We start from the raw sequence: 18,011 nt of genomic DNA, 5'->3' as shown, positions 1-18,011 counted from the left end.
ACTGCAAGATCGTTAAGCCAGGTGTATTTATGGCCGATAGCTCACGCGAATTTTTGCTGGAAATGACGGATATCTGTAAGTCATTTCCCGGCGTCAAAGCCTTGGACAATGTCAATTTACGCGTCCGTCCGCACTCGATTCACGCCCTGATGGGGGAGAACGGCGCGGGGAAATCGACGTTGTTGAAATGCCTGTTCGGCATTTACAAAAAAGACAGCGGCAGCATTGTATTTCAGGGCCGGGAAATCGATTTCAAGAGCTCGAAGGAAGCGCTGGAACACGGCGTTTCGATGGTGCATCAGGAGCTGAACCTGGTGCTGCAACGCACCGTGATGGACAACATGTGGCTGGGGCGCTACCCGACCAAAGGCCTGTTCGTCGATCAGGACAAGATGTTCAAAGACACTCAGGCGATCTTCGACGAGCTGGATATTGACATCAACCCGCGCGAAAAGGTGGGCAACCTGTCGGTGTCGCAGATGCAGATGATCGAGATCGCCAAGGCGTTCTCCTACGACGCCAAGATCGTCATCATGGATGAACCGACCTCTTCGCTGACGGAGAAAGAGGTCAATCACCTGTTCACCATCATCCGCAAGCTGAAAGAGCGCGGCTGCGGCATCGTCTATATCTCGCACAAGATGGAAGAGATCTTCCAGCTGTGCGATGAGATAACGGTGCTGCGCGACGGCCAGTGGATCGCCACCCAGCCGCTGGAAGGGCTGGATATGGACAAGATCATCGCCATGATGGTCGGCCGCTCGCTGAGCCAGCGTTTCCCCGACAGGCAGAATACGCCGGGTGAGGTGATCCTCGAGGTGAAGAACCTGACGTCGCTGCGCCAGCCTTCGATCCGCGATGTTTCCTTCGATCTGCATCAGGGCGAGATCCTCGGCATCGCCGGGCTGGTGGGCGCCAAACGCACCGATATCGTCGAGACGCTGTTCGGCATTCGCGAGAAGGTGGCGGGCACCATCAAGCTGCACGGCAAGGCGATCGACAACCACAGCGCCAATGAAGCGATCAACCACGGCTTTGCGCTGGTGACCGAAGAGCGGCGATCCACCGGGATTTACGCCTACCTCGACGTGGGTTTCAACTCGCTGATCTCCAATATCCGCAATTATAAAAACAAGCTCGGCCTGCTGGATAACGCGCGGATGAAGAGCGACACCCAGTGGGTGATCGACGCCATGCGGGTGAAAACGCCGGGGCATCACACCCATATCGGCTCGCTGTCCGGCGGCAATCAGCAGAAGGTGATCATCGGCCGCTGGCTGCTGACGCAGCCGGAGATCCTGATGCTGGATGAACCGACGCGCGGCATCGACGTGGGCGCCAAGTTCGAGATCTATCAGCTGATGACCGAGCTGGCGAAGAAGGGCAAGGGGATCATTATCGTCTCGTCTGAAATGCCGGAGCTGTTGGGGATCACCGACCGTATTTTGGTGATGAGCAATGGTCAGGTTGCGGGCATCGTTAACACCAAACAGACCTCGCAAAATGAAATCTTACGTCTCGCCTCCCTGCACCTTTAAGGATCGGAATTATGAACGCGCTAAATAAAAAAACCTTATTTACCTATTTCAAGGAAGGCGGCATTTACGTGGTGTTGCTGGTGCTGTTGGCCATCATCATCATTCAGGATCCTACCTTCCTCAGCCTGATGAACCTGAGCAACATCCTGACGCAGTCTTCGGTGCGCATCATCATCGCGCTGGGCGTGGCGGGGCTGATCGTCACCCAGGGCACCGACCTGTCCGCCGGGCGGCAGGTGGGGTTGGCGGCGGTGGTGGCGGCCACGCTGCTGCAATCGATGGATAACGTCAACAAGGTGTTCCCTCACATGGAAACCTGGTCGATTCCCCTGGTCATCCTGCTGGTGTGTGCGGTCGGCGCGGTGATCGGCCTGGTTAACGGCCTGATTATTGCCTATCTCAACGTGACGCCGTTCATCACCACCTTGGGCACCATGATCATCGTCTACGGCATCAACTCGCTGTATTACGATTCGGTCGGCGCGTCGCCGGTCGCGGGCTTTGATCCGAAGTTTTCCACCTTTGCCCAAGGCTTCTTGCGCTTCGGCGATTTTAAGCTGTCGTATATTACCTTCTACGCGCTGATTGCCATCATTTTCGTCTGGATCCTGTGGACCAAGACCCGCTTCGGCAAGAACATCTTCGCCATCGGCGGCAACCCGGAAGCGGCCAAGGTCTCCGGCGTTAACGTACCGCTGAACCTGATCATGATCTATGCGCTGTCCGGCGTGTTCTACGCCTTCGGCGGCCTGCTGGAAGCGGGGCGTATCGGCAGCGCCACCAATAACCTTGGCTTTATGTATGAGCTGGACGCCATCGCCGCCTGCGTGGTGGGGGGCGTCTCCTTCGCCGGCGGCGTGGGTACGGTGTGGGGCGTGGTGACCGGGGTGATCATCTTTACCGTCATCAACTACGGCCTGACCTATATCGGCATCAACCCGTACTGGCAGTACATCATCAAGGGCAGCATCATCATCTTCGCCGTGGCGCTGGACTCGTTGAAATACGCCAAGAAGAAGTAGAGCTACCGCAGAACAGACGACAAGGCCGGCAAAATATGCCGGCCTTTCTTTTTGGGGCATTACTCGTCAGGGCTGCTTGGCTTTCTGCTTCTCTTCTTTCAGCTTGTGCTCCAGCTCAACCAACTGTTCCGGCGAGACGGCGGGATAGCCCTGGGCGTCTTCCGGCACGGTGTGCATGGCGGAGATCGGGATCAGCGGGCCGAGGAAGCGCGGTTCACGCTTGAGGATATACAGATCGGTCAGCGCGCCCAGGCGGGCGAAGATCTCGCGGGCGCGCACCGTCATCATGTCCTTCGGCGACGGCACCGCGTAACACTGCGCCTGAATGCCCATGTGCAGGGCGATGAACAGCGCGCGCTCGCAGTGGAAGCGCTGGGTGATGATGATGAAATCGTTGGTGTCGAACACCTTGCGGGTGCGCACGATGGAATCCAGGGTGCGGAAGCCGGCGTAGTCCAGCACGATATCGCTCGGCGCCACGCCGGCGGCGATCAGATCGCGGCGCATGGTCATCGGTTCGTTATAGCTTTGCTGGGCGTTGTCGCCGCTCAGCAGCAGGTATTTTACCTTGCCGCTATTATAAGCGTTGATCGCTCCCTGAATGCGGTAACGGTAATACTGGTTGATCACCCCGGTGCGGTAATACTTGGCGGTGCCGAGCACCACGCCGACCTGGCGATGCGGCAATTCCTGCAGTTCGTCGTAGACGTAAGGCGCGGTTTTCCAACTGATCCAGCGATCGAGCGCAATAGCCGAACCCATCAACACCGCAATGATGATGAACAGGCTGATGATCAGGCGTTTCCACATGTTGTTGCCTTACGCGCGCCGGGCTGAAAAAGATGGATCAAGGCTACTTTACCTGACCGACCGACGCAAGACGCGAACCGCCTGAAGCACGCGCGCCGCCGCATTTTTCGGCGGTTTTGCCGCACAAAAAAGCCCGGCGGAGCCGGGCTGGGTCATTTCAGCTCACCATTCAGAACGAGGTGCGCTTGTAGCTGCGGTACTGCGGCCGCCAGAAGTTGTGCTCGATGGCTTTCGACAGCGCATCTTCGGAGGTGACGATCGCCACCCCCTGCAGCTGGGCGGCTTTACCCACTTCCATGGCGATGCACTTCGACACGCCCTGAATATCGTCGATATTCGGCAGCAGCGCGCCGTGGCCGTCGGTAGCCAGCGGCGAACAGTCCGCCAGTGCGCGGCTGGCGGCCATCAGCATGGCATCGGTGACGCGAGTGGCGCCGGAGGCCAGCACGCCCAGACCGATCCCCGGGAAGATGTAGGAGTTATTGCACTGGGCGATCGGGTACAGCTGCTCTTTGTAGCTTACCGGCGCGAACGGGCTGCCGGTCGCCACCAGGGCGGCGCCGTCGGTCCAGTTGATGATGTCTTCCGGACGGGCTTCCACGCGCGAGGTCGGGTTGGACAGCGGCATCACGATAGGGCGCTCGCAGTGCTTGTGCATCTCGCGGATCAGCTCTTCGGTAAACAGCCCCGGCTGGCCGGACACACCGATCAGAATGGTTGGCTTGGCGTTGCGCACTACGTCCAGCAGCGAGATGGCGTCGCTGGCGGTTTCCCAGCCGGCCAGGTTGTCGCTCTTCTGCACCAGCTTGCTCTGGAAGTCGAGCAGGTTCGGCAGCTTGTCGGTCAGCAGGCCGAAGCGGTCAACCATGAATACGCGGGCGCGCGCTTCGTCTTCGCTCAACCCCTCGGACTTCATCTGCGCGATGATCTGCTCGGCGATGCCGCAGCCGGCGGAACCGGCGCCGAGGAAGGTGACGGTCTGATCGCGCAGCTGGCTGCCGGCGGCGCGGCTGGCGGCGATCAGGCTGCCGAGGGTGACCGCGGCGGTGCCCTGGATGTCGTCGTTAAAGCAGCAGATCTCGTCGCGGTAGCGGTTCAGCAGCGGGGTGGCGTTGTTCTGCGCGAAGTCTTCGAACTGCAGCAGGACGTTCGGCCAGCGGCGTTTGACCGCCTGAATAAACTCTTCGACGAAGGCGTGGTACTCCTCGCCGGAGATGCGTGGATGGCGCCAGCCCATGTACAGCGGATCGTTGAGGCGCTGCGGGTTGTTGGTGCCGACGTCCAGCACCACCGGTAGGGTGTAGGCCGGGCTGATGCCGCCGCAGGCGGTGTACAGCGACAGCTTGCCAATTGGAATCCCCATGCCACCGATGCCCTGATCGCCCAGGCCGAGAATGCGCTCACCGTCGGTGACCACGATCACCTTGACGTTCTGCTTGGTGGCGTTTTGCAGCATGTCATCGATGCGATCGCGGTTCGGGTAGGAGATGAACAGCCCGCGCGCGCGGCGGTAGATATCGGAGAAGTGTTCGCAGGCCTCGCCGACGGTCGGGGTGTAGATGATCGGCATCATCTCGCTCAGGTGCGAGTCCAGCAGGCGATAGAACAGGGTTTCGTTGGTGTCCTGGATGTTGCGCAGATAGATGTGCTTATCGTTATCGTTCTTGAAATCCTGATACTGACGGTAGGCGCGTTCCACCTGTTCTTCGATGGTCTCCACCGCTTCCGGCAGCAGGCCGTGCAGGTTGAAGTGGCTACGTTCTTCCTCGGTGAAAGCGCTGCCTTTGTTCAGCAGCGGAAATTCCAGCAGAATCGGGCCGGCGTAAGGGATATAGAGCGGGCGTTTGCTTTCGTATTCTAGTTCCATCAGTTTTACTCTTCACGTATCAGATAACTTTATTGCCGACGATCCTAAGAGATAAAGAGAAGATGTACAGCATTTGTTGCCAGATGATGAACCAGGTTGGCGTAATTATCGACAATCAAATGATTTTTTAACTAAAGAAAGTGTCTCTGGCGGCGTCGGGGCATTGTATTTGGCGGGCAGGGCTGTTAACGGCGGAACCGGATGGCTCCGCCGTGACGCGCTTAGAAGGCGGCGCGGCTGACGTTTTGGCAGCCCAGCGCCGCCAGGGTGGCGCGGGTGGCGTCCCACTGGCTGAGGATCGCCTTCTGCGGCTCGGCCAACACGGCGCGGCGGATGTTCAGGCAATCGCCGCCGGAGAGGTTCAGCAGGATCAGCGCAGCCTGCAGCGGCGGCAGGCTAGGGTTGAAGGCGGCATTTTCCGCATAGCGGCCGGCGTAGAGGCTGCCGTCCTGCGTTTCCAGCGCTACGCCGCTGTGGGCGTTGCTGTACGGAGCATGGCTCTGATTGGCCGCCGCCAGCGCCGCCTGCGCCAGCGCATCGTCCAGCGCCAGCCGGTGGCCGTGATCGACCTTGTCCATCAGCAGCGAAGCGATATCCAGATCTTTCGGGCCGAAGGCGTCCGGCAGATAGTCCGCCAGCGTGGCCGGCGCGCGGCCCGGCAGACGGATCTGCAGCTCGCCACCGCTGTTCAGTTCATTCATAAACTGGCGGCAATGGCCGCACGGCGTGTAGTTGACGGTGACCGAGGCCAGCGCCGGCTCGCCGCGCAGCCAGGCATGGGTAACCGCGCACTGCTCTGCATGCACGGTTTGCTGCAGCGGCGCGCCGCTGAACTCCATATTGGCGCCGAAATAGAGGTTGCCGCTTTGCCCGCGCGCGATGGCGCCGACGTGAAAGTGCGATATCGGGGTTAACGAGCAGGCCGCCGCCAGCGGCAGCAGCGCGAATGCCAGCGCATCATCGTCCAGCCCGCAGCCTGTGCGGATCGCCGCCGCTTGCTCGGCCGTGAACATCGCCGGAAAGTCTGGCGCGTCCAGATAGGGCCGCAGGGCGGATTGCAGTGTCGCGGGCAGTGCGCTGAAAGCGGTGTGAAAACGCGGGTGCATAGAAAGTCTCTCTACGGGTTAACGGGATAACATTCTAGGCAGGCCAGAGACATTAAAGTGTGATTAATGTCTCTTAATTGATGAAATTAATGCAATGAAATACATAAATGCGAGATGTATCGCAAGTTTCACCCTGTTCAGCCGAACAGGCGCAGCAGCACCGGGAACAGGAACGGTGCCAGCAGCGAGGTGATGATGCCGCAGATCACCAACGCCAGCGAGCCGAAAGCGCCTTCCTGGTAGTCCATCTCGGCGCAGCGTGCGGTGCCCAGCGCGTGGGATGCCGTGCCCATCGCCAGGCCGCGCGCCGAGTGGGTGGTGATTTTCAGCAGGTTGAACAGCGTATGGCCGAACACGGCGCCGAGGATACCGACGAAAATGACGCAGACTGCGCTGATCGCCGGAATGCCGCCGAGCGAGTCCGCGACGGCCATGGCGATCGGCGTAGTGACCGATTTCGGCAGGATAGAGGCGGCGATTTCCGGCGTGGCGCCCAGCCACAGGGCGATGGCGCCGCCGCTGATCATGGCGGTCAGGCTGCCGATGAAGCACACCGCGATAATCGACTTCCAGCGCGCGCGGATCTGGTGCAGCTGCTCATAGAGCGGGAAAGCCAGCGCGACGACCGCCGGCTGCAGCAGATCGTTGAGGATTTTGCTGCCCTGAAAGTAGCGTTCATAGGGAATACCGGTGAGCAGCAGCAGCGGGATGATCACCGCCATGGACACCAGCAGCGGGTTGAGCAGCGGCATATTCAGCTTGCGCGCCAGCCAGCGCGCGGCGAAATAGACCGCCAGCGTCAGCGGCAACGACCACCAGATTTCATGGATCATGAATTGCCCTCCGTGTCGTCGGGCTTGCCGGCGATGCGGCGCTCGCGATGAAAATAGTGTGAGGTATAGCCGACCACCACCAACACCATCAGCGTGCTGATGAGGCAAGAGATAACCAGCGGGCCCAGATGCGCGACGATCTGGTCGTAGTATTTCATCACCCCGACGCCGATCGGCACGAACAGCAGCACCATATAGCGGATCAGCAAATGGCAGCCGGGTTTGACCCATTTGGCCGGCATAATCTGGGTAGAGAGCAGGGCGAACAGCAGCAGCATGCCAATGATGCTGCCGGGAATGGCGAACGGCAGCAGCGCCGCCACCGCGTTGCCGACGAACAGACACAGGTAGATAAGGAGCAGGGCCCTCAGGTATTTCCAGCACAGTGTGAGCACGTTGGCCATTGTCTTTTCCCGTTTAACTGATGTATTCATCATACAATTAAACTGTGAGCCATGCCACAGATCGCACCATGAATTCTCGCTATGGGTGCTATGCCCGAGCGGCGGGTTGACAGCCCGTATAGGCCGCTGCCTGCGGGATCAGCGTACGTCTTCGGCGGCTGCCGCCGTATGTTCTGCCAGCCGGTGGCCGAGGAAGAAAAACAGCAGGCTGAGCAGGGCGGCGACGATCAGCATCACGAACATCAACGGCGGCGCGGCATAGCTGAGCAGCACCCCGCACAGCACCGGGTTGATGGCGCCGCCCAGCGCGCTGAGGTTTTGTACTCCATAGTAGCTGCCTTTCAGATGCGGCGGCGCAATAAAGTCGATGAACATGTATTCCACCGGGATAACGATGATTTCACCGAGGGTAAACACCGCCATCGCCGCCAGCCACAGCCAGACCGCCTGGCCGGCCGCCATGAAACCGAGCAGCCCGACGATGAAAAACAGCGTGCCCAGCACCAGCCAGCGCAGCATGTTTTCCTGGCGCATGCCGCGGCTGAGCAGGTATTGCAGGGCGATGACGATGCCGGCGTTGACGATCATCACCAACCCAATGATTTTGTAGGCGAACTCGGCGCTGGAGACGGTGATCAGGTACTGCGACAGATAGCCGGTGAACTGACCGAACACCACGGCGCCCAGGGTGCTGCCGAGGGTGAAGTAGATAAGCCGCCGATCGTTTCGCAAGATGGTCAGTGTCTGACGGAAGTTGGGGAGTGCCGCCGGTGCGGCGGCGGTTGTTGTCGGGCGCTGTTCCCGGCCGCGCAAGCGCAGGCTTAGCGCCGTCACCGTCGCCAGCGCCAGGCCGCCTGACAGGTAGAACGGCAGCAGCGGACTCAGCCCGGCCACCAGAACGCCGAGCGCAGAGCCGATCGCCCAGCCGACGTTGACCAGCGTGTAGTTGATTGAGAAAGCCTTGATGCGCTGCTCGACCGGCAGCCAGTCGGCGAAGCAGGCCTTTATGGTGATGCTTAACACCGAATAACAGGTATGCAGGATCGCCAGCACCACGATCACACCGCCGGGGCGCGGGATCCAGGGAATGGCGAAGAAACTCAGCGCGAACAATAAAATCGACAGCAGGATCAGGCGGTTTTTGCTGAATTTGTCCACCAGATAGCCGCCGTACAGGCTGGCAAGGATGCCGAGGGTCAGGCTGACGCCCAGGATCACGCCCACGCTCTTCGGCAGCAGATGGAAATGTTCGGTGAGGTAGATGGTGATGAACGGCAGCGTAACGCCGCGGCCGATGGTCAACACCAGCGAACTGGCCAGCAGTACGTTGATCAGCGAGGGGAATCCCTTCATTTGAGGCCTGTTTATGCATACAGTTATTGGGCGATGCAGATAACATAGCGCATTTTGGCGGGGACGGAAGGGGAAAGCCGATAATTAGTTTAAAAACAGAGGCTGCGTCGGCAGCCTCGTCAAAAACAGCATTATTTACCGTGTTCGGCCTGCAGCGTGGCGAACCACGGCTGAACGAAATCGCTGCTGGTGCCCCAGCCGGGGATGATCTTCGCCAGCCCGGCGACGTTAACCGGCCCCGGCTGCGCCAGCAGCAGCGCCTGCGGAATGACCGCCGCTTTGAACTGATAGCTGTCCGGCGTGCTTTCCCCGGCGATCTTGTTGGCCACCAGGCGCAGGTTGACCGCGCCGATCAGCTTCGGATCCACCGCCACGCTGACCTGCCATGGGCTGCCGGCCTCGCGCATCAGCTGCAGATCCTGGTTGGAGATATCGATACTGTACAGTTTGATTTCGGTGCGGCCGTTCTCTTTCAACGCCTTGTAAGCGCCCTGGGTGAAAGCGTCCCAGGTGCCCCAGATGGCGTCAATCTTGCCTTTCGGGTATTTCGCCAGCACCGCACCCACTTTATTGGCGGTATCTCCCTGCACGTCGGATGAAACCGCGCCAATCGATTCCAGCTCGTGAATGCCCGGATGCTGTTTCAGCAACTGCTGGTAAGCGGCCTGGCGGCGCTCCATCGGCGGGAAGCCTGCCACCCAGAGTTTGATGATGTTGGCCTGGCCGTTGAAATCCTTCACCAACTGGCCGAACGAGGCGTTAGCCAGCGAAGCGTCGTCCTGCTGCGAGACGGTGACGCCGGGAACGCGGCCGCTGACGTCGGTATCGAAAGCCGCGACGGCGATGCCGGCCGCCGCGATGCGCTTGACCAGGTCGGTGGAATAGGGAGCCCGCCCCTGCGAGAGAATGATGCCGTCATATTTCTGGCTGATAGCCTGGTTGACGAAGTCCTGAAAACGCGCGTCGTCGCCGTTGCTGAGGAAGGTGTCCACCTTGAAGCCCAGCTTGCGCCCTTCCTGAATGGCGCCCGCCAAAAATTGCGTGGTGTTGTCGTCGGATCCGAGGTTGCGGATCACCGCGATGCGCACCGGCCCCTGATGTTGAGCGATGGCGGCCGGCACGGCGGCGTTTTCCGCCGCCTGCAGCGGCAGGGCAGCCAGCAGACTGAGGGCGAGCAGCGAAGTCTTGAGGTTTTTCATTATTATAGGCTCCAAAAAAGCAGGGAAACGATCCCGGTGAAGGTCTGTTATAGCAGTCTTTCTGTCTGGACGTCTATTTTGGGTTTCGGAGCATCATAGCCGGATGCGGCGGGCAGGGGAATCAGGGCGGTTATGACTTTTTCTTCATGCTTATAACGTGGGGATTGGGGCATAAAAAAAGGGCCGAGCAAGCTCGACCCTCCCTATGCCACGCATCTGCGCGGTTACTTGACCTGCATGCCAGGCTGCGCGCCGCTGTCCGGGCTCAGCAGGAAGATCTCTTTCCCGCCAGGGCCCGCCGCCATCACCATGCCTTCTGACACGCCGAAGCGCATTTTACGCGGCGCCAGGTTGGCGACCATGATGGTCAGACGGCCTTCCAGCGCTTTCGGATCCGGGTAAGCGGAGCGAATGCCGGAGAAGATCTGGCGCGATTCGCCGCCCAGATCCAGCTGCAGCTTCAGCAGCTTGTCGGAGCCCTCGACAAAGTCGGCGCTCTTGATCAGCGCGATGCGCATGTCTACCTTGGCGAAGTCGTCGAAGGTGATGGTTTCCTGGATCGGATCGTCAGCCAGCGGGCCGGTCACCGGTTTGGCGGCGGCCATGTCTTCCTTCGAGGCGCTGACCATCTCGTTGACCTTGTCCAGATCGATGCGGTTGAACAGCGCTTTGAACGCGTTTACCTGGTGACCCAGCAGCGGCTGCGGGATCGCGTCCCAGCTCAGCTCGGCGTTGAGGAACGCTTCGGCGCGCTCGGTCAGCGAAGGCAGCACAGGCTTCAGGTAAGTCATCAGCACGCGGAACAGGTTGATGCCCATCGAGCAAATGGCCTGCAGATCGGCGTCGCGGCCTTCTTCCTTCGCCACTACCCACGGTGCCTGCTCATCCACATAACGGTTGGCCAGATCGGCCAGCGCCATGATTTCGCGGATCGCGCGGCTGAACTCGCGGCCGGCGTAGGCTTCGGCGATGCTCTGCGCCGCGTCGACGAAGGTCTGGTACAGCGCCGGATCGGCCAGGCTGTCGGCCAGCTTGCCGCCGAAGCGCTTGTTGATAAAGCCGGCGTTGCGTGACGCCAGGTTCACCACCTTGTTGACGATGTCGGCGTTCACGCGCTGCACGAAGTCTTCCAGATTGAGATCGATGTCATCAATGCGTGAAGAGAGCTTGGCGGCGTAGTAATAACGCAGGCAGTCGGCGTCCAGATGCTGCAGGTAGGTGCCGGCCTTGATGAAGGTGCCGCGCGACTTGGACATCTTGGCGCCGTTCACCGTCACGTAGCCGTGCACGAACAGGTTGGTCGGTTTGCGGAAGTTGCTGCCTTCCAGCATCGCCGGCCAGAACAGGCTGTGGAAGTAGACGATGTCCTTGCCGATAAAGTGATACAGCTCGGTGGTGGAGTCTTTGCGCCAGAACTCGTCGAAGTCCAGATCGCCGCGCTTGTCGCACAGGTTCTTGAAGGAGCCCATATAACCGATCGGCGCATCCAGCCAGACGTAGAAGTATTTGCCCGGCGCATCCGGGATTTCGAAGCCGAAGTAAGGCGCATCGCGGGAGATATCCCACTGCTGCAGGCCGGATTCGAACCACTCCTGCATCTTGTTTGCCACCTGCTCTTGCAGCGCGCCGGAGCGCGTCCACGCCTGCAGCATTTCGCTGAAGGCCGGCAGATCGAAGAAGAAGTGTTCGGAGTCGCGCATCACCGGCGTCGCGCCGGAAACGACGGACTTCGGATCGATCAGTTCCGTCGGGCTGTAGGTGGCGCCGCACACTTCGCAGTTGTCGCCGTACTGATCCGGCGATTTGCATTTCGGGCAGGAGCCTTTCACGAAACGGTCCGGCAGGAACATGCCTTTCTCCGGATCGTACAGCTGAGAAATGGTGCGGTTCTTGATAAACCCGTTTTCTTTCAGGCGGCTGTAAATCAGGGTGGACAGCTCACGGTTTTCATCGCTATGGGTCGAATGATAGTTGTCATAGCTGATGCCAAAGCCGGCGAAATCCTGTTGGTGCTCCTGGCTCATCTCCGCGATCATTTCTTCCGGTTTGACGCCCAGTTGCTGCGCTTTCAGCATGATCGGCGTGCCGTGCGCGTCGTCCGCGCAGATGAAATGCACTTCGTGGCCGCGCATTCGTTGGTAACGCACCCAGATATCCGCCTGGATGTGCTCGAGCATGTGGCCGAGATGGATGGAACCATTTGCGTACGGTAGCGCGCACGTCACCAATAATTTTTTCGCGACTTGAGCCATAGTGAGAACTTGCTTTCTGTAATGAATAAAAGGGCCTTCGATGTTAACCGATCGCGCCCTTCGCTGCTAGGGCGGTTTCTTACAGGTTATACGCGCCAGCTACCGGGCAGTTCTGATATGCTTAGCCGGAAGCGACTCATTCAAAATCAAGGAGCCGGGATGAACGCAAAATCCCCTGAGCAGACCAACCCCGAAGTTCTGCGCGCCCTGGTGACCGGTGTACTGGCCGCCTTTGAACACCCGACGTTGAAAAACAACCTGACTGCGCTGAAGGCTATTCATCACTGCGCATTATTGGACGACGTACTGCATATCGAACTGACGATGCCGTTTGCCTGGCAGAGCGGTTTTGAAGCGCTGCAGGCGAGCGTCGGCCCTGAGCTGTTGCGCGTGACCGGCGCCGCCGCCATCGACTGGAAGCTGAAACACGATATCACGACGCTGAAACGCGCCAACGGTCAAGCCGGGATCAAAGGCGTGCGCAACATCATCGCCGTCAGCTCCGGCAAAGGCGGGGTGGGGAAATCCAGCACCGCCGTCAATCTGGCGCTGGCGCTGGCCGCCGAAGGCGCCAAGGTCGGCATTCTGGACGCCGACATTTACGGCCCGTCGATCCCCAATATGCTGGGCACCGAACATGAGCGGCCGACTTCGCCGGACGGGCAGCACATGGCGCCGATCATGGCGCACGGCCTGGCGACCAACTCCATCGGTTATCTGGTGACCGACGACAACGCCATGGTGTGGCGCGGCCCGATGGCCAGCAAGGCGCTGATGCAGCTGCTGCAGGATACGCTGTGGCCGGATCTGGATTACCTGGTGCTGGACATGCCGCCGGGCACCGGCGACATCCAGCTGACGCTGTCGCAGAACATTCCGGTGACCGGCGCGCTGGTAGTTACCACGCCGCAGGATATCGCCCTGCTGGATGCCGCCAAGGGCATCGTGATGTTCGAGAAAGTGCATGTGCCGGTGCTGGGCATCGTGGAAAACATGAGCGTGCACATCTGCAGTAACTGCGGCCACCATGAGCCGATCTTTGGCACCGGCGGCGCCGAGAAGTTGGTGCAGAAATATAACAGCCGTCTGCTGGGGCAGATGCCGCTGCATATCTCGCTGCGCGAAGATCTGGATCGCGGTACGCCGACGGTGATCAGCCGTCCGGAGAGCGAATTCGCCGACATGTATCGTCAACTGGCCGGCCGTGTGGCGGCGCAGATGTATTGGCAGGGCGAGGCGATCCCGACGGAGATTGCCTTCCGCGCGCTGTAATCTGTTTGCGGCAGTGAAAGAACCCGGCTTAAGCGCCGGGTTTTTTTATCGGATAGGGGTAGGCTTGTGCAGGTCGGCACGGGTATAAGGGCGTTCGATCTGCGCCAGCGTTTTGGCGATATGCTCCAGCAATCCCTGGGTGGGGGCCGGCTGCCGCTGCCCCATCAGCGCCAACGGCAAGGCCAGCGCGATGGCGAAGTGTGGCCAGGAGAGATGCGGGCGCGTTTTGCTCCGCTGCAACCGCAGGAACAGGGCGCTGGCCAGGTAGCCTAAAATCAGCCCGCTGATCACCTCGGATACCGAGTGCACGCGAATTTCCAGCCGCGAAACGCCGATGGCGAAAGGCAATATCCACCCGGTCAGCAAAGCGATGCTACGTACCGGGTGGGAAAATCGGCCGGTCAACGTCCAGAGCAGTGGCGGCCAGATGCTGGCCGCGAGGGCGGAATGACCGCTGAATCCGGTGAAATCATAGCGCTCGCTGCCGATGCCCCAGCCCATAAAGGCCAGTTTGGACAGGCAGACCACCCCGCCGGTGAACCCGAAGATCAGCGCCCACTGCCAACCCGCCGCGCGGGTGGCGGGAGACATGAGCAGCAATAAAAACAGAATCAGCGCGCAGGGCAGCAGCAACATGCTGTCGCCGAAAAAAGTCAGAAAATACCAATCCAGCACATCAATCTCCGATGAAAGGGGGGCGGGGGAGCAAAAGTCAGCGCCGGGGAGTGTAACCCGTTACGGTGCGTTGCCCTAGCCGCGAGATTCTTAAAATGCCGCGTGCCCGTGGCGTGGCAACCCGAATTCGCCCGCCGCCGCGCAATATACAGTGGCGCAATCCCCGGCGACTCCCTATAATTGTCGCGTTTTAGTTCCCCCCCTTCACACTATGAAATCAGGTCTTTAATTTTATGACTGACAATCCGCATCAGTGCGTCATTATTGGTATAGCTGGCGCATCTGCCTCCGGAAAAAGCCTTATCGCCAGCACGTTGTACCGCGAACTCCGCGAGCAAGTCGGCGATGAGCACATCGGCGTTATTCCAGAAGACAGTTACTATAAAGACCAGACTCACCTGACCATGGAAGAACGGGTCAAAACCAACTATGACCACCCGAGCGCCATGGATCACAACCTGCTGTTCCAGCACCTGCAGATGCTGAAGGCCGGTAAGGCGATCGAGCTGCCGCTGTACAGTTACACCGAACATACGCGCAAGAAAGAAACCGTCCACCTGGAACCTAAAAAAGTGATCATTCTGGAAGGGATCTTGCTGCTGACGGATATCCGTTTGCGCCAGGAGATGAACTTCTCGATCTTCGTCGACACGCCGCTGGATATCTGCCTGATGCGCCGCATGAAGCGCGACGTCAACGAGCGCGGCCGCTCGATGGATTCGGTGATGGCGCAATACCAGAAGACCGTGCGCCCGATGTTCCTGCAGTTTATCGAACCTTCCAAACAATACGCCGATATCATCGTTCCGCGCGGCGGCAAAAACCGCATCGCGATCGATATTCTGAAAGCCAAAATCAGCCAATTCTTTGAATAATGCCGCTTAATGGCCGGAAAGGCGCATTTCCGGCCGACGGCCAACTATTTGCACCCCGGCGTAGACCTTTCGCCCGTTGTGTGGCAATTTTTGTTTAGTTACGCGTTTTGATGGAGAAGAAAGACATGAGACTGTGCGACCGCGATATAGAAGCCTGGCTGGATAGCGAGAAACTGGTGATTTCGCCGCGCCCGCCGCTCGAACGCATCAACGGGGCCACAGTAGATGTCCGTTTGGGCAATCAGTTCCGCGTGTTCCGCGGCCATACCGCGCCGTTTATCGATCTCAGCGGGCCGAAAGATGAAGTCAGCGCCGCGCTGGATCGCGTGATGAGCGACGAGATTGTCCTGCCGGAAGGCGAGGCGTTCTTCCTTCATCCCGGCGAACTGGCCCTGGCGGTGACATTCGAATCCGTGACGCTGCCGAACGATCTGGTGGGTTGGCTCGACGGCCGTTCTTCTCTGGCGCGTCTGGGGCTGATGGTGCACGTGACCGCGCACCGGATCGATCCGGGCTGGCACGGGCGCATCGTGCTGGAGTTTTACAACTCCGGCAAGCTGCCGCTGGCGCTGCGGCCGGGGATGCTGATTGGCGCCTTGAGCTTTGAGCCGTTGTCCGGCCCGGCGGCCCGGCCATATAACAGCCGGCAGGACGCAAAATATCGCGATCAGCAGGGCGCAGTAGCCAGTCGAATCGACAAGGACTAACGGCGCGAGATGCACCGTCGGTGTGGCGCTGACAAGAGGGTGGCATGAGAAGATTACTGACGACATTGGCGATTTTACTGGTGGTCGTGGTGGCGGGAATGTCCGCGCTGGTACTGCTGGTCAATCCGAATGATTTTCGCGGTTACATGGTCAAAAAGGTCGAGCAGAAGAGCGGCTACCAGCTAACGCTTGAAGGCGACCTGCGTTGGCATATCTGGCCACAGCTCAGTATTTTGGCCGGGCGCATGACGCTGACCGCGCCGGGCGCCAAGGCGCCGGTGGTGAGCGCGGAAAACATGCGCCTTGACGTCAAACTGTTGCCGCTGCTGTCGCATCAGCTGTTTGTGAAACAGGTGATGTTGAAAAATGCCGTCATTCGCCTCACGCCCGACAGTGAAGAGCACTCGCAAGTGGACGCCCCGATTGCGCCGGCCGGCAGCGGCGCTGATGCGGCAGACACGGCCTGGAAGTTCGACATCGATAACTTGCGCGTCGTGGACAGCCTGCTGATTTGGCAGCGCGCCGACAACGCGCAAATCAATGTCCGGGACATCAATCTTACCCTGCAGCAAACGGAGAAACGGCAGGCGCAGCTGGACATTTCCAGCCGGGTCAACCGCGATCAGCGCGACCTGGCCTTCAGCATGGCGGCCGATATCGATCTGCAGCAGTTCCCGCACCAGATCGGCGCCAAGGTGACCCAGTTCAATTACCAATTGGTGGGAGCAGATATTCCGAACGGCGGTATTCAAGGCGAGGGGAATGCTCAGGTGGTCTATCAACAGACGCCGGCGCACATTGCCGTCACCCAGCTGAACGTCAGCGCCAACAACAGCCAGTTGACTGGCGATATCAGCGCCAGCCTGGGAGCGGTGCCCGGCTATGTGGTGAACCTGAATTCGGCTAATCTCGATCTCGACGCGCTTTCCGGTTGGCAATCCAGCACCAATACCGCCGAACAGCCCGCCGTGACCGCCGCGCCGGTGATCGCCAGCCAGGTCGACGATCGGCAGCAGAACCTGGAAGCGCTGCGCGATTTCAATGCACAGTTGAATCTGCAGGCGGCGCAGTTGACCTACCGCGGTATGAACGTTACCCAATTAGCCGTCGCGGCAGATAATCAACGCGGCCTGCTGACGCTGCATAAACTTGCCGGGCAATTGGCCGGCGGTGATTTCTCCTTGCCGGGATCGCTCGACGCACGCGGCAATAAACCGGTGATAAACGTGCAGCCGACCCTGAACCAGGTTGAGCTCGGCGCGGTGCTCAAAGCCTTCGAGATGCCGCAGATGCTGACCGGAAAATTCAGCATGAAAGGGGATTTGACCGGCGATCGTCTTTCTTCAGAGTCATTTGAGCACCGTTGGAGCGGTACGGCGCAGCTGGCGATGCAGGATGCGCAGCTGCACGGCCTGAACATTCAGCAATTGATCCAACAGGCGGTGGCGCGCAACGATAACAGCGTGCGCGGGCAAGACAGCTATCAGCGCTATACCGAAGTCAAAAGCGTCTCGGCGCGGGCCAGCCTGAGCCAAGGCACTGTCAAGCTCAGCAGCCTGACGGCGGATTCGCCGTTGCTGGCGCTGACCGGCGCCGGCAGTATCGATATGCCGGGAAAACAGTGCGATATGGCGCTTAATGTGCGCGTCACTGGCGGTTGGCAAGGGCGCGGCGAACTGATCGAGCAACTGCAAAAAACGCCGATCCCGCTGCGGGTCTATGGGCCCTGGCAACAGCTGAATTACCAACTGCAGGTCGATCAGGTGCTGCGTAAAACGCTGCACGATCGGGCCAAAGATGCGCTGAACAAATGGGCTGAAAAGAACAAGGATTCACGCGAGGGTCAGGATCTGAAAAAGCTGCTCGACAAGCTGTAATATTATCGAGAATGGGCTTTTGTCGTTTTTATTGTAAGCCTAAATTATTTTTCGGGGTGGTGGTAATTGTCCTTGAGGTTATAACCGCGAGGACAATTGCCACGGAATACTTCAGTTTTCTTACCAACAGTGGGAATCAAAGCTTAGCGATATTTTTAATCTATTAAGCCGTTCGACACCAAACTTTGATGATGCAGCAAATCTCCATAGCGACCGGCCGG

15 protein-coding genes are annotated in these 18,011 nt (G+C 59.5%); 6 read left to right on the top strand and 9 right to left on the bottom strand.

What is annotated here, in order from left to right:
• Positions 1 to 29: 29 nt before the first annotated feature.
• Both mglA and mglC read left to right on the top strand, forming a co-directional pair.
• Positions 30 to 1,538: a galactose/methyl galactoside ABC transporter ATP-binding protein MglA gene (gene mglA, locus ACJ8IJ_RS08560; RefSeq protein ID WP_004938959.1), complete on the top strand. Its 1,509-nt coding sequence runs from the start codon at positions 30 to 32 to the stop codon at positions 1,536 to 1,538.
• A gap of 11 nt (positions 1,539 to 1,549) precedes the next feature.
• Positions 1,550 to 2,560 carry a galactose/methyl galactoside ABC transporter permease MglC gene (gene mglC / locus ACJ8IJ_RS08555; RefSeq protein WP_004938953.1) on the top strand — a complete coding sequence of 337 codons (1,011 nt, stop codon included), beginning with the start codon at positions 1,550 to 1,552 and terminating at the stop codon, positions 2,558 to 2,560.
• 66 nt (positions 2,561 to 2,626) lie between these two features.
• On the opposite strand, the gene sanA is transcribed toward mglC, so the two are convergent.
• The 8 genes from sanA to metG form a co-directional block, all read right to left on the bottom strand.
• On the bottom strand, positions 2,627 to 3,370 hold the full coding sequence (gene sanA, locus ACJ8IJ_RS08550) for an outer membrane permeability protein SanA (protein WP_004938948.1): 744 nt from the start codon (positions 3,368 to 3,370) through the stop codon (positions 2,627 to 2,629).
• A gap of 169 nt (positions 3,371 to 3,539) precedes the next feature.
• Positions 3,540 to 5,237 carry an NAD-dependent malic enzyme gene (locus ACJ8IJ_RS08545; protein ID WP_004938945.1) on the bottom strand — a complete coding sequence of 566 codons (1,698 nt, stop codon included), beginning with the start codon at positions 5,235 to 5,237 and terminating at the stop codon, positions 3,540 to 3,542.
• A 221-nt stretch (positions 5,238 to 5,458) separates the two neighbouring features.
• Positions 5,459 to 6,343, bottom strand: coding sequence for a cytidine deaminase (gene cdd / locus ACJ8IJ_RS08540; RefSeq protein WP_044031601.1), 885 nt, complete (start codon positions 6,341 to 6,343; stop codon positions 5,459 to 5,461).
• A 137-nt stretch (positions 6,344 to 6,480) separates the two neighbouring features.
• Positions 6,481 to 7,176 carry a CidB/LrgB family autolysis modulator gene (locus ACJ8IJ_RS08535; RefSeq protein ID WP_004938941.1) on the bottom strand — a complete coding sequence of 232 codons (696 nt, stop codon included), beginning with the start codon at positions 7,174 to 7,176 and terminating at the stop codon, positions 6,481 to 6,483.
• Positions 7,173 to 7,580 (bottom strand): CidA/LrgA family protein, encoded by a 408-nt coding sequence (locus tag ACJ8IJ_RS08530; protein ID WP_004938939.1) that lies wholly within the window; start codon positions 7,578 to 7,580, stop codon positions 7,173 to 7,175. The genes ACJ8IJ_RS08535 and ACJ8IJ_RS08530 overlap by 4 nt, the downstream gene beginning before the upstream one ends.
• Positions 7,581 to 7,718: 138 nt before the next feature.
• The gene (locus tag ACJ8IJ_RS08525) at positions 7,719 to 8,933 is read right to left on the bottom strand and encodes an MFS transporter (protein ID WP_004938935.1); all 1,215 of its coding nucleotides are present in this window, start codon (positions 8,931 to 8,933) and stop codon (positions 7,719 to 7,721) included.
• Positions 8,934 to 9,064: 131 nt separating this feature from the next.
• On the bottom strand, positions 9,065 to 10,132 hold the full coding sequence (locus ACJ8IJ_RS08520; protein WP_015377218.1) for a sugar ABC transporter substrate-binding protein: 1,068 nt from the start codon (positions 10,130 to 10,132) through the stop codon (positions 9,065 to 9,067).
• A 224-nt stretch (positions 10,133 to 10,356) separates the two neighbouring features.
• Positions 10,357 to 12,384 (bottom strand): methionine--tRNA ligase, encoded by a 2,028-nt coding sequence (gene metG, locus ACJ8IJ_RS08515; protein ID WP_325962105.1) that lies wholly within the window; start codon positions 12,382 to 12,384, stop codon positions 10,357 to 10,359.
• Positions 12,385 to 12,543: 159 nt separating this feature from the next.
• Here metG and apbC point away from each other — a divergent pair, with 159 nt between their 5' ends.
• Positions 12,544 to 13,656 (top strand): iron-sulfur cluster carrier protein ApbC, encoded by a 1,113-nt coding sequence (apbC, locus tag ACJ8IJ_RS08510; RefSeq protein WP_004938926.1) that lies wholly within the window; start codon positions 12,544 to 12,546, stop codon positions 13,654 to 13,656.
• 45 nt (positions 13,657 to 13,701) lie between these two features.
• Here the strand turns inward: apbC and ACJ8IJ_RS08505 are convergent, their stop codons facing one another.
• A complete protein-coding gene (locus tag ACJ8IJ_RS08505) occupies positions 13,702 to 14,331 on the bottom strand; it encodes a phosphatase PAP2 family protein (protein ID WP_049187364.1) in 630 nt (209 codons plus the stop codon).
• Between the two features lie 233 nt (positions 14,332 to 14,564).
• Here ACJ8IJ_RS08505 and udk point away from each other — a divergent pair, with 233 nt between their 5' ends.
• The 3 genes from udk to asmA all read left to right on the top strand — a co-directional run bounded on the left by udk (position 14,565) and on the right by asmA (position 17,790).
• Complete coding sequence (udk, locus tag ACJ8IJ_RS08500) at positions 14,565 to 15,206, top strand: uridine kinase (RefSeq protein WP_004938922.1); 642 nt, start codon at positions 14,565 to 14,567, stop codon at positions 15,204 to 15,206.
• A 125-nt stretch (positions 15,207 to 15,331) separates the two neighbouring features.
• Positions 15,332 to 15,913: a dCTP deaminase gene (gene dcd / locus ACJ8IJ_RS08495; RefSeq protein WP_004938917.1), complete on the top strand. Its 582-nt coding sequence runs from the start codon at positions 15,332 to 15,334 to the stop codon at positions 15,911 to 15,913.
• Positions 15,914 to 15,957: 44 nt separating this feature from the next.
• Positions 15,958 to 17,790, top strand: coding sequence for an outer membrane assembly protein AsmA (gene asmA, locus ACJ8IJ_RS08490; protein WP_033633707.1), 1,833 nt, complete (start codon positions 15,958 to 15,960; stop codon positions 17,788 to 17,790).
• Positions 17,791 to 18,011 lie beyond the last annotated feature (221 nt).

The sequence above is a fragment of the Serratia sp. CY40230 genome, assembly GCF_052168835.1.
Taxonomy (GTDB): domain Bacteria; phylum Pseudomonadota; class Gammaproteobacteria; order Enterobacterales; family Enterobacteriaceae; genus Serratia; species Serratia nematodiphila.
The sequence above is the reverse complement of the archived record's forward strand: the minus strand, read 5'-3'. Positions and strand labels throughout refer to the sequence as shown.

Bases quoted from the DNA above. Each gene is read 5' to 3' on its own strand.
- mglA (WP_004938959.1), top strand. From the start codon at position 30: ATGGCCGATAGCTCACGCGAATTTTTGCTGGAAATGACGGATATCTGT.
- mglC (WP_004938953.1), top strand. From the start codon at position 1,550: ATGAACGCGCTAAATAAAAAAACCTTATTTACCTATTTCAAGGAAGGC.
- sanA (WP_004938948.1), bottom strand. From the start codon at position 3,370: ATGTGGAAACGCCTGATCATCAGCCTGTTCATCATCATTGCGGTGTTG.
- ACJ8IJ_RS08545 (WP_004938945.1), bottom strand. From the start codon at position 5,237: ATGGAACTAGAATACGAAAGCAAACGCCCGCTCTATATCCCTTACGCC.
- cdd (WP_044031601.1), bottom strand. From the start codon at position 6,343: ATGCACCCGCGTTTTCACACCGCTTTCAGCGCACTGCCCGCGACACTG.
- ACJ8IJ_RS08535 (WP_004938941.1), bottom strand. From the start codon at position 7,176: ATGATCCATGAAATCTGGTGGTCGTTGCCGCTGACGCTGGCGGTCTAT.
- ACJ8IJ_RS08530 (WP_004938939.1), bottom strand. From the start codon at position 7,580: ATGGCCAACGTGCTCACACTGTGCTGGAAATACCTGAGGGCCCTGCTC.
- ACJ8IJ_RS08525 (WP_004938935.1), bottom strand. From the start codon at position 8,933: ATGAAGGGATTCCCCTCGCTGATCAACGTACTGCTGGCCAGTTCGCTG.
- ACJ8IJ_RS08520 (WP_015377218.1), bottom strand. From the start codon at position 10,132: ATGAAAAACCTCAAGACTTCGCTGCTCGCCCTCAGTCTGCTGGCTGCC.
- metG (WP_325962105.1), bottom strand. From the start codon at position 12,384: ATGGCTCAAGTCGCGAAAAAATTATTGGTGACGTGCGCGCTACCGTAC.
- apbC (WP_004938926.1), top strand. From the start codon at position 12,544: ATGAACGCAAAATCCCCTGAGCAGACCAACCCCGAAGTTCTGCGCGCC.
- udk (WP_004938922.1), top strand. From the start codon at position 14,565: ATGACTGACAATCCGCATCAGTGCGTCATTATTGGTATAGCTGGCGCA.
- dcd (WP_004938917.1), top strand. From the start codon at position 15,332: ATGAGACTGTGCGACCGCGATATAGAAGCCTGGCTGGATAGCGAGAAA.
- asmA (WP_033633707.1), top strand. From the start codon at position 15,958: ATGAGAAGATTACTGACGACATTGGCGATTTTACTGGTGGTCGTGGTG.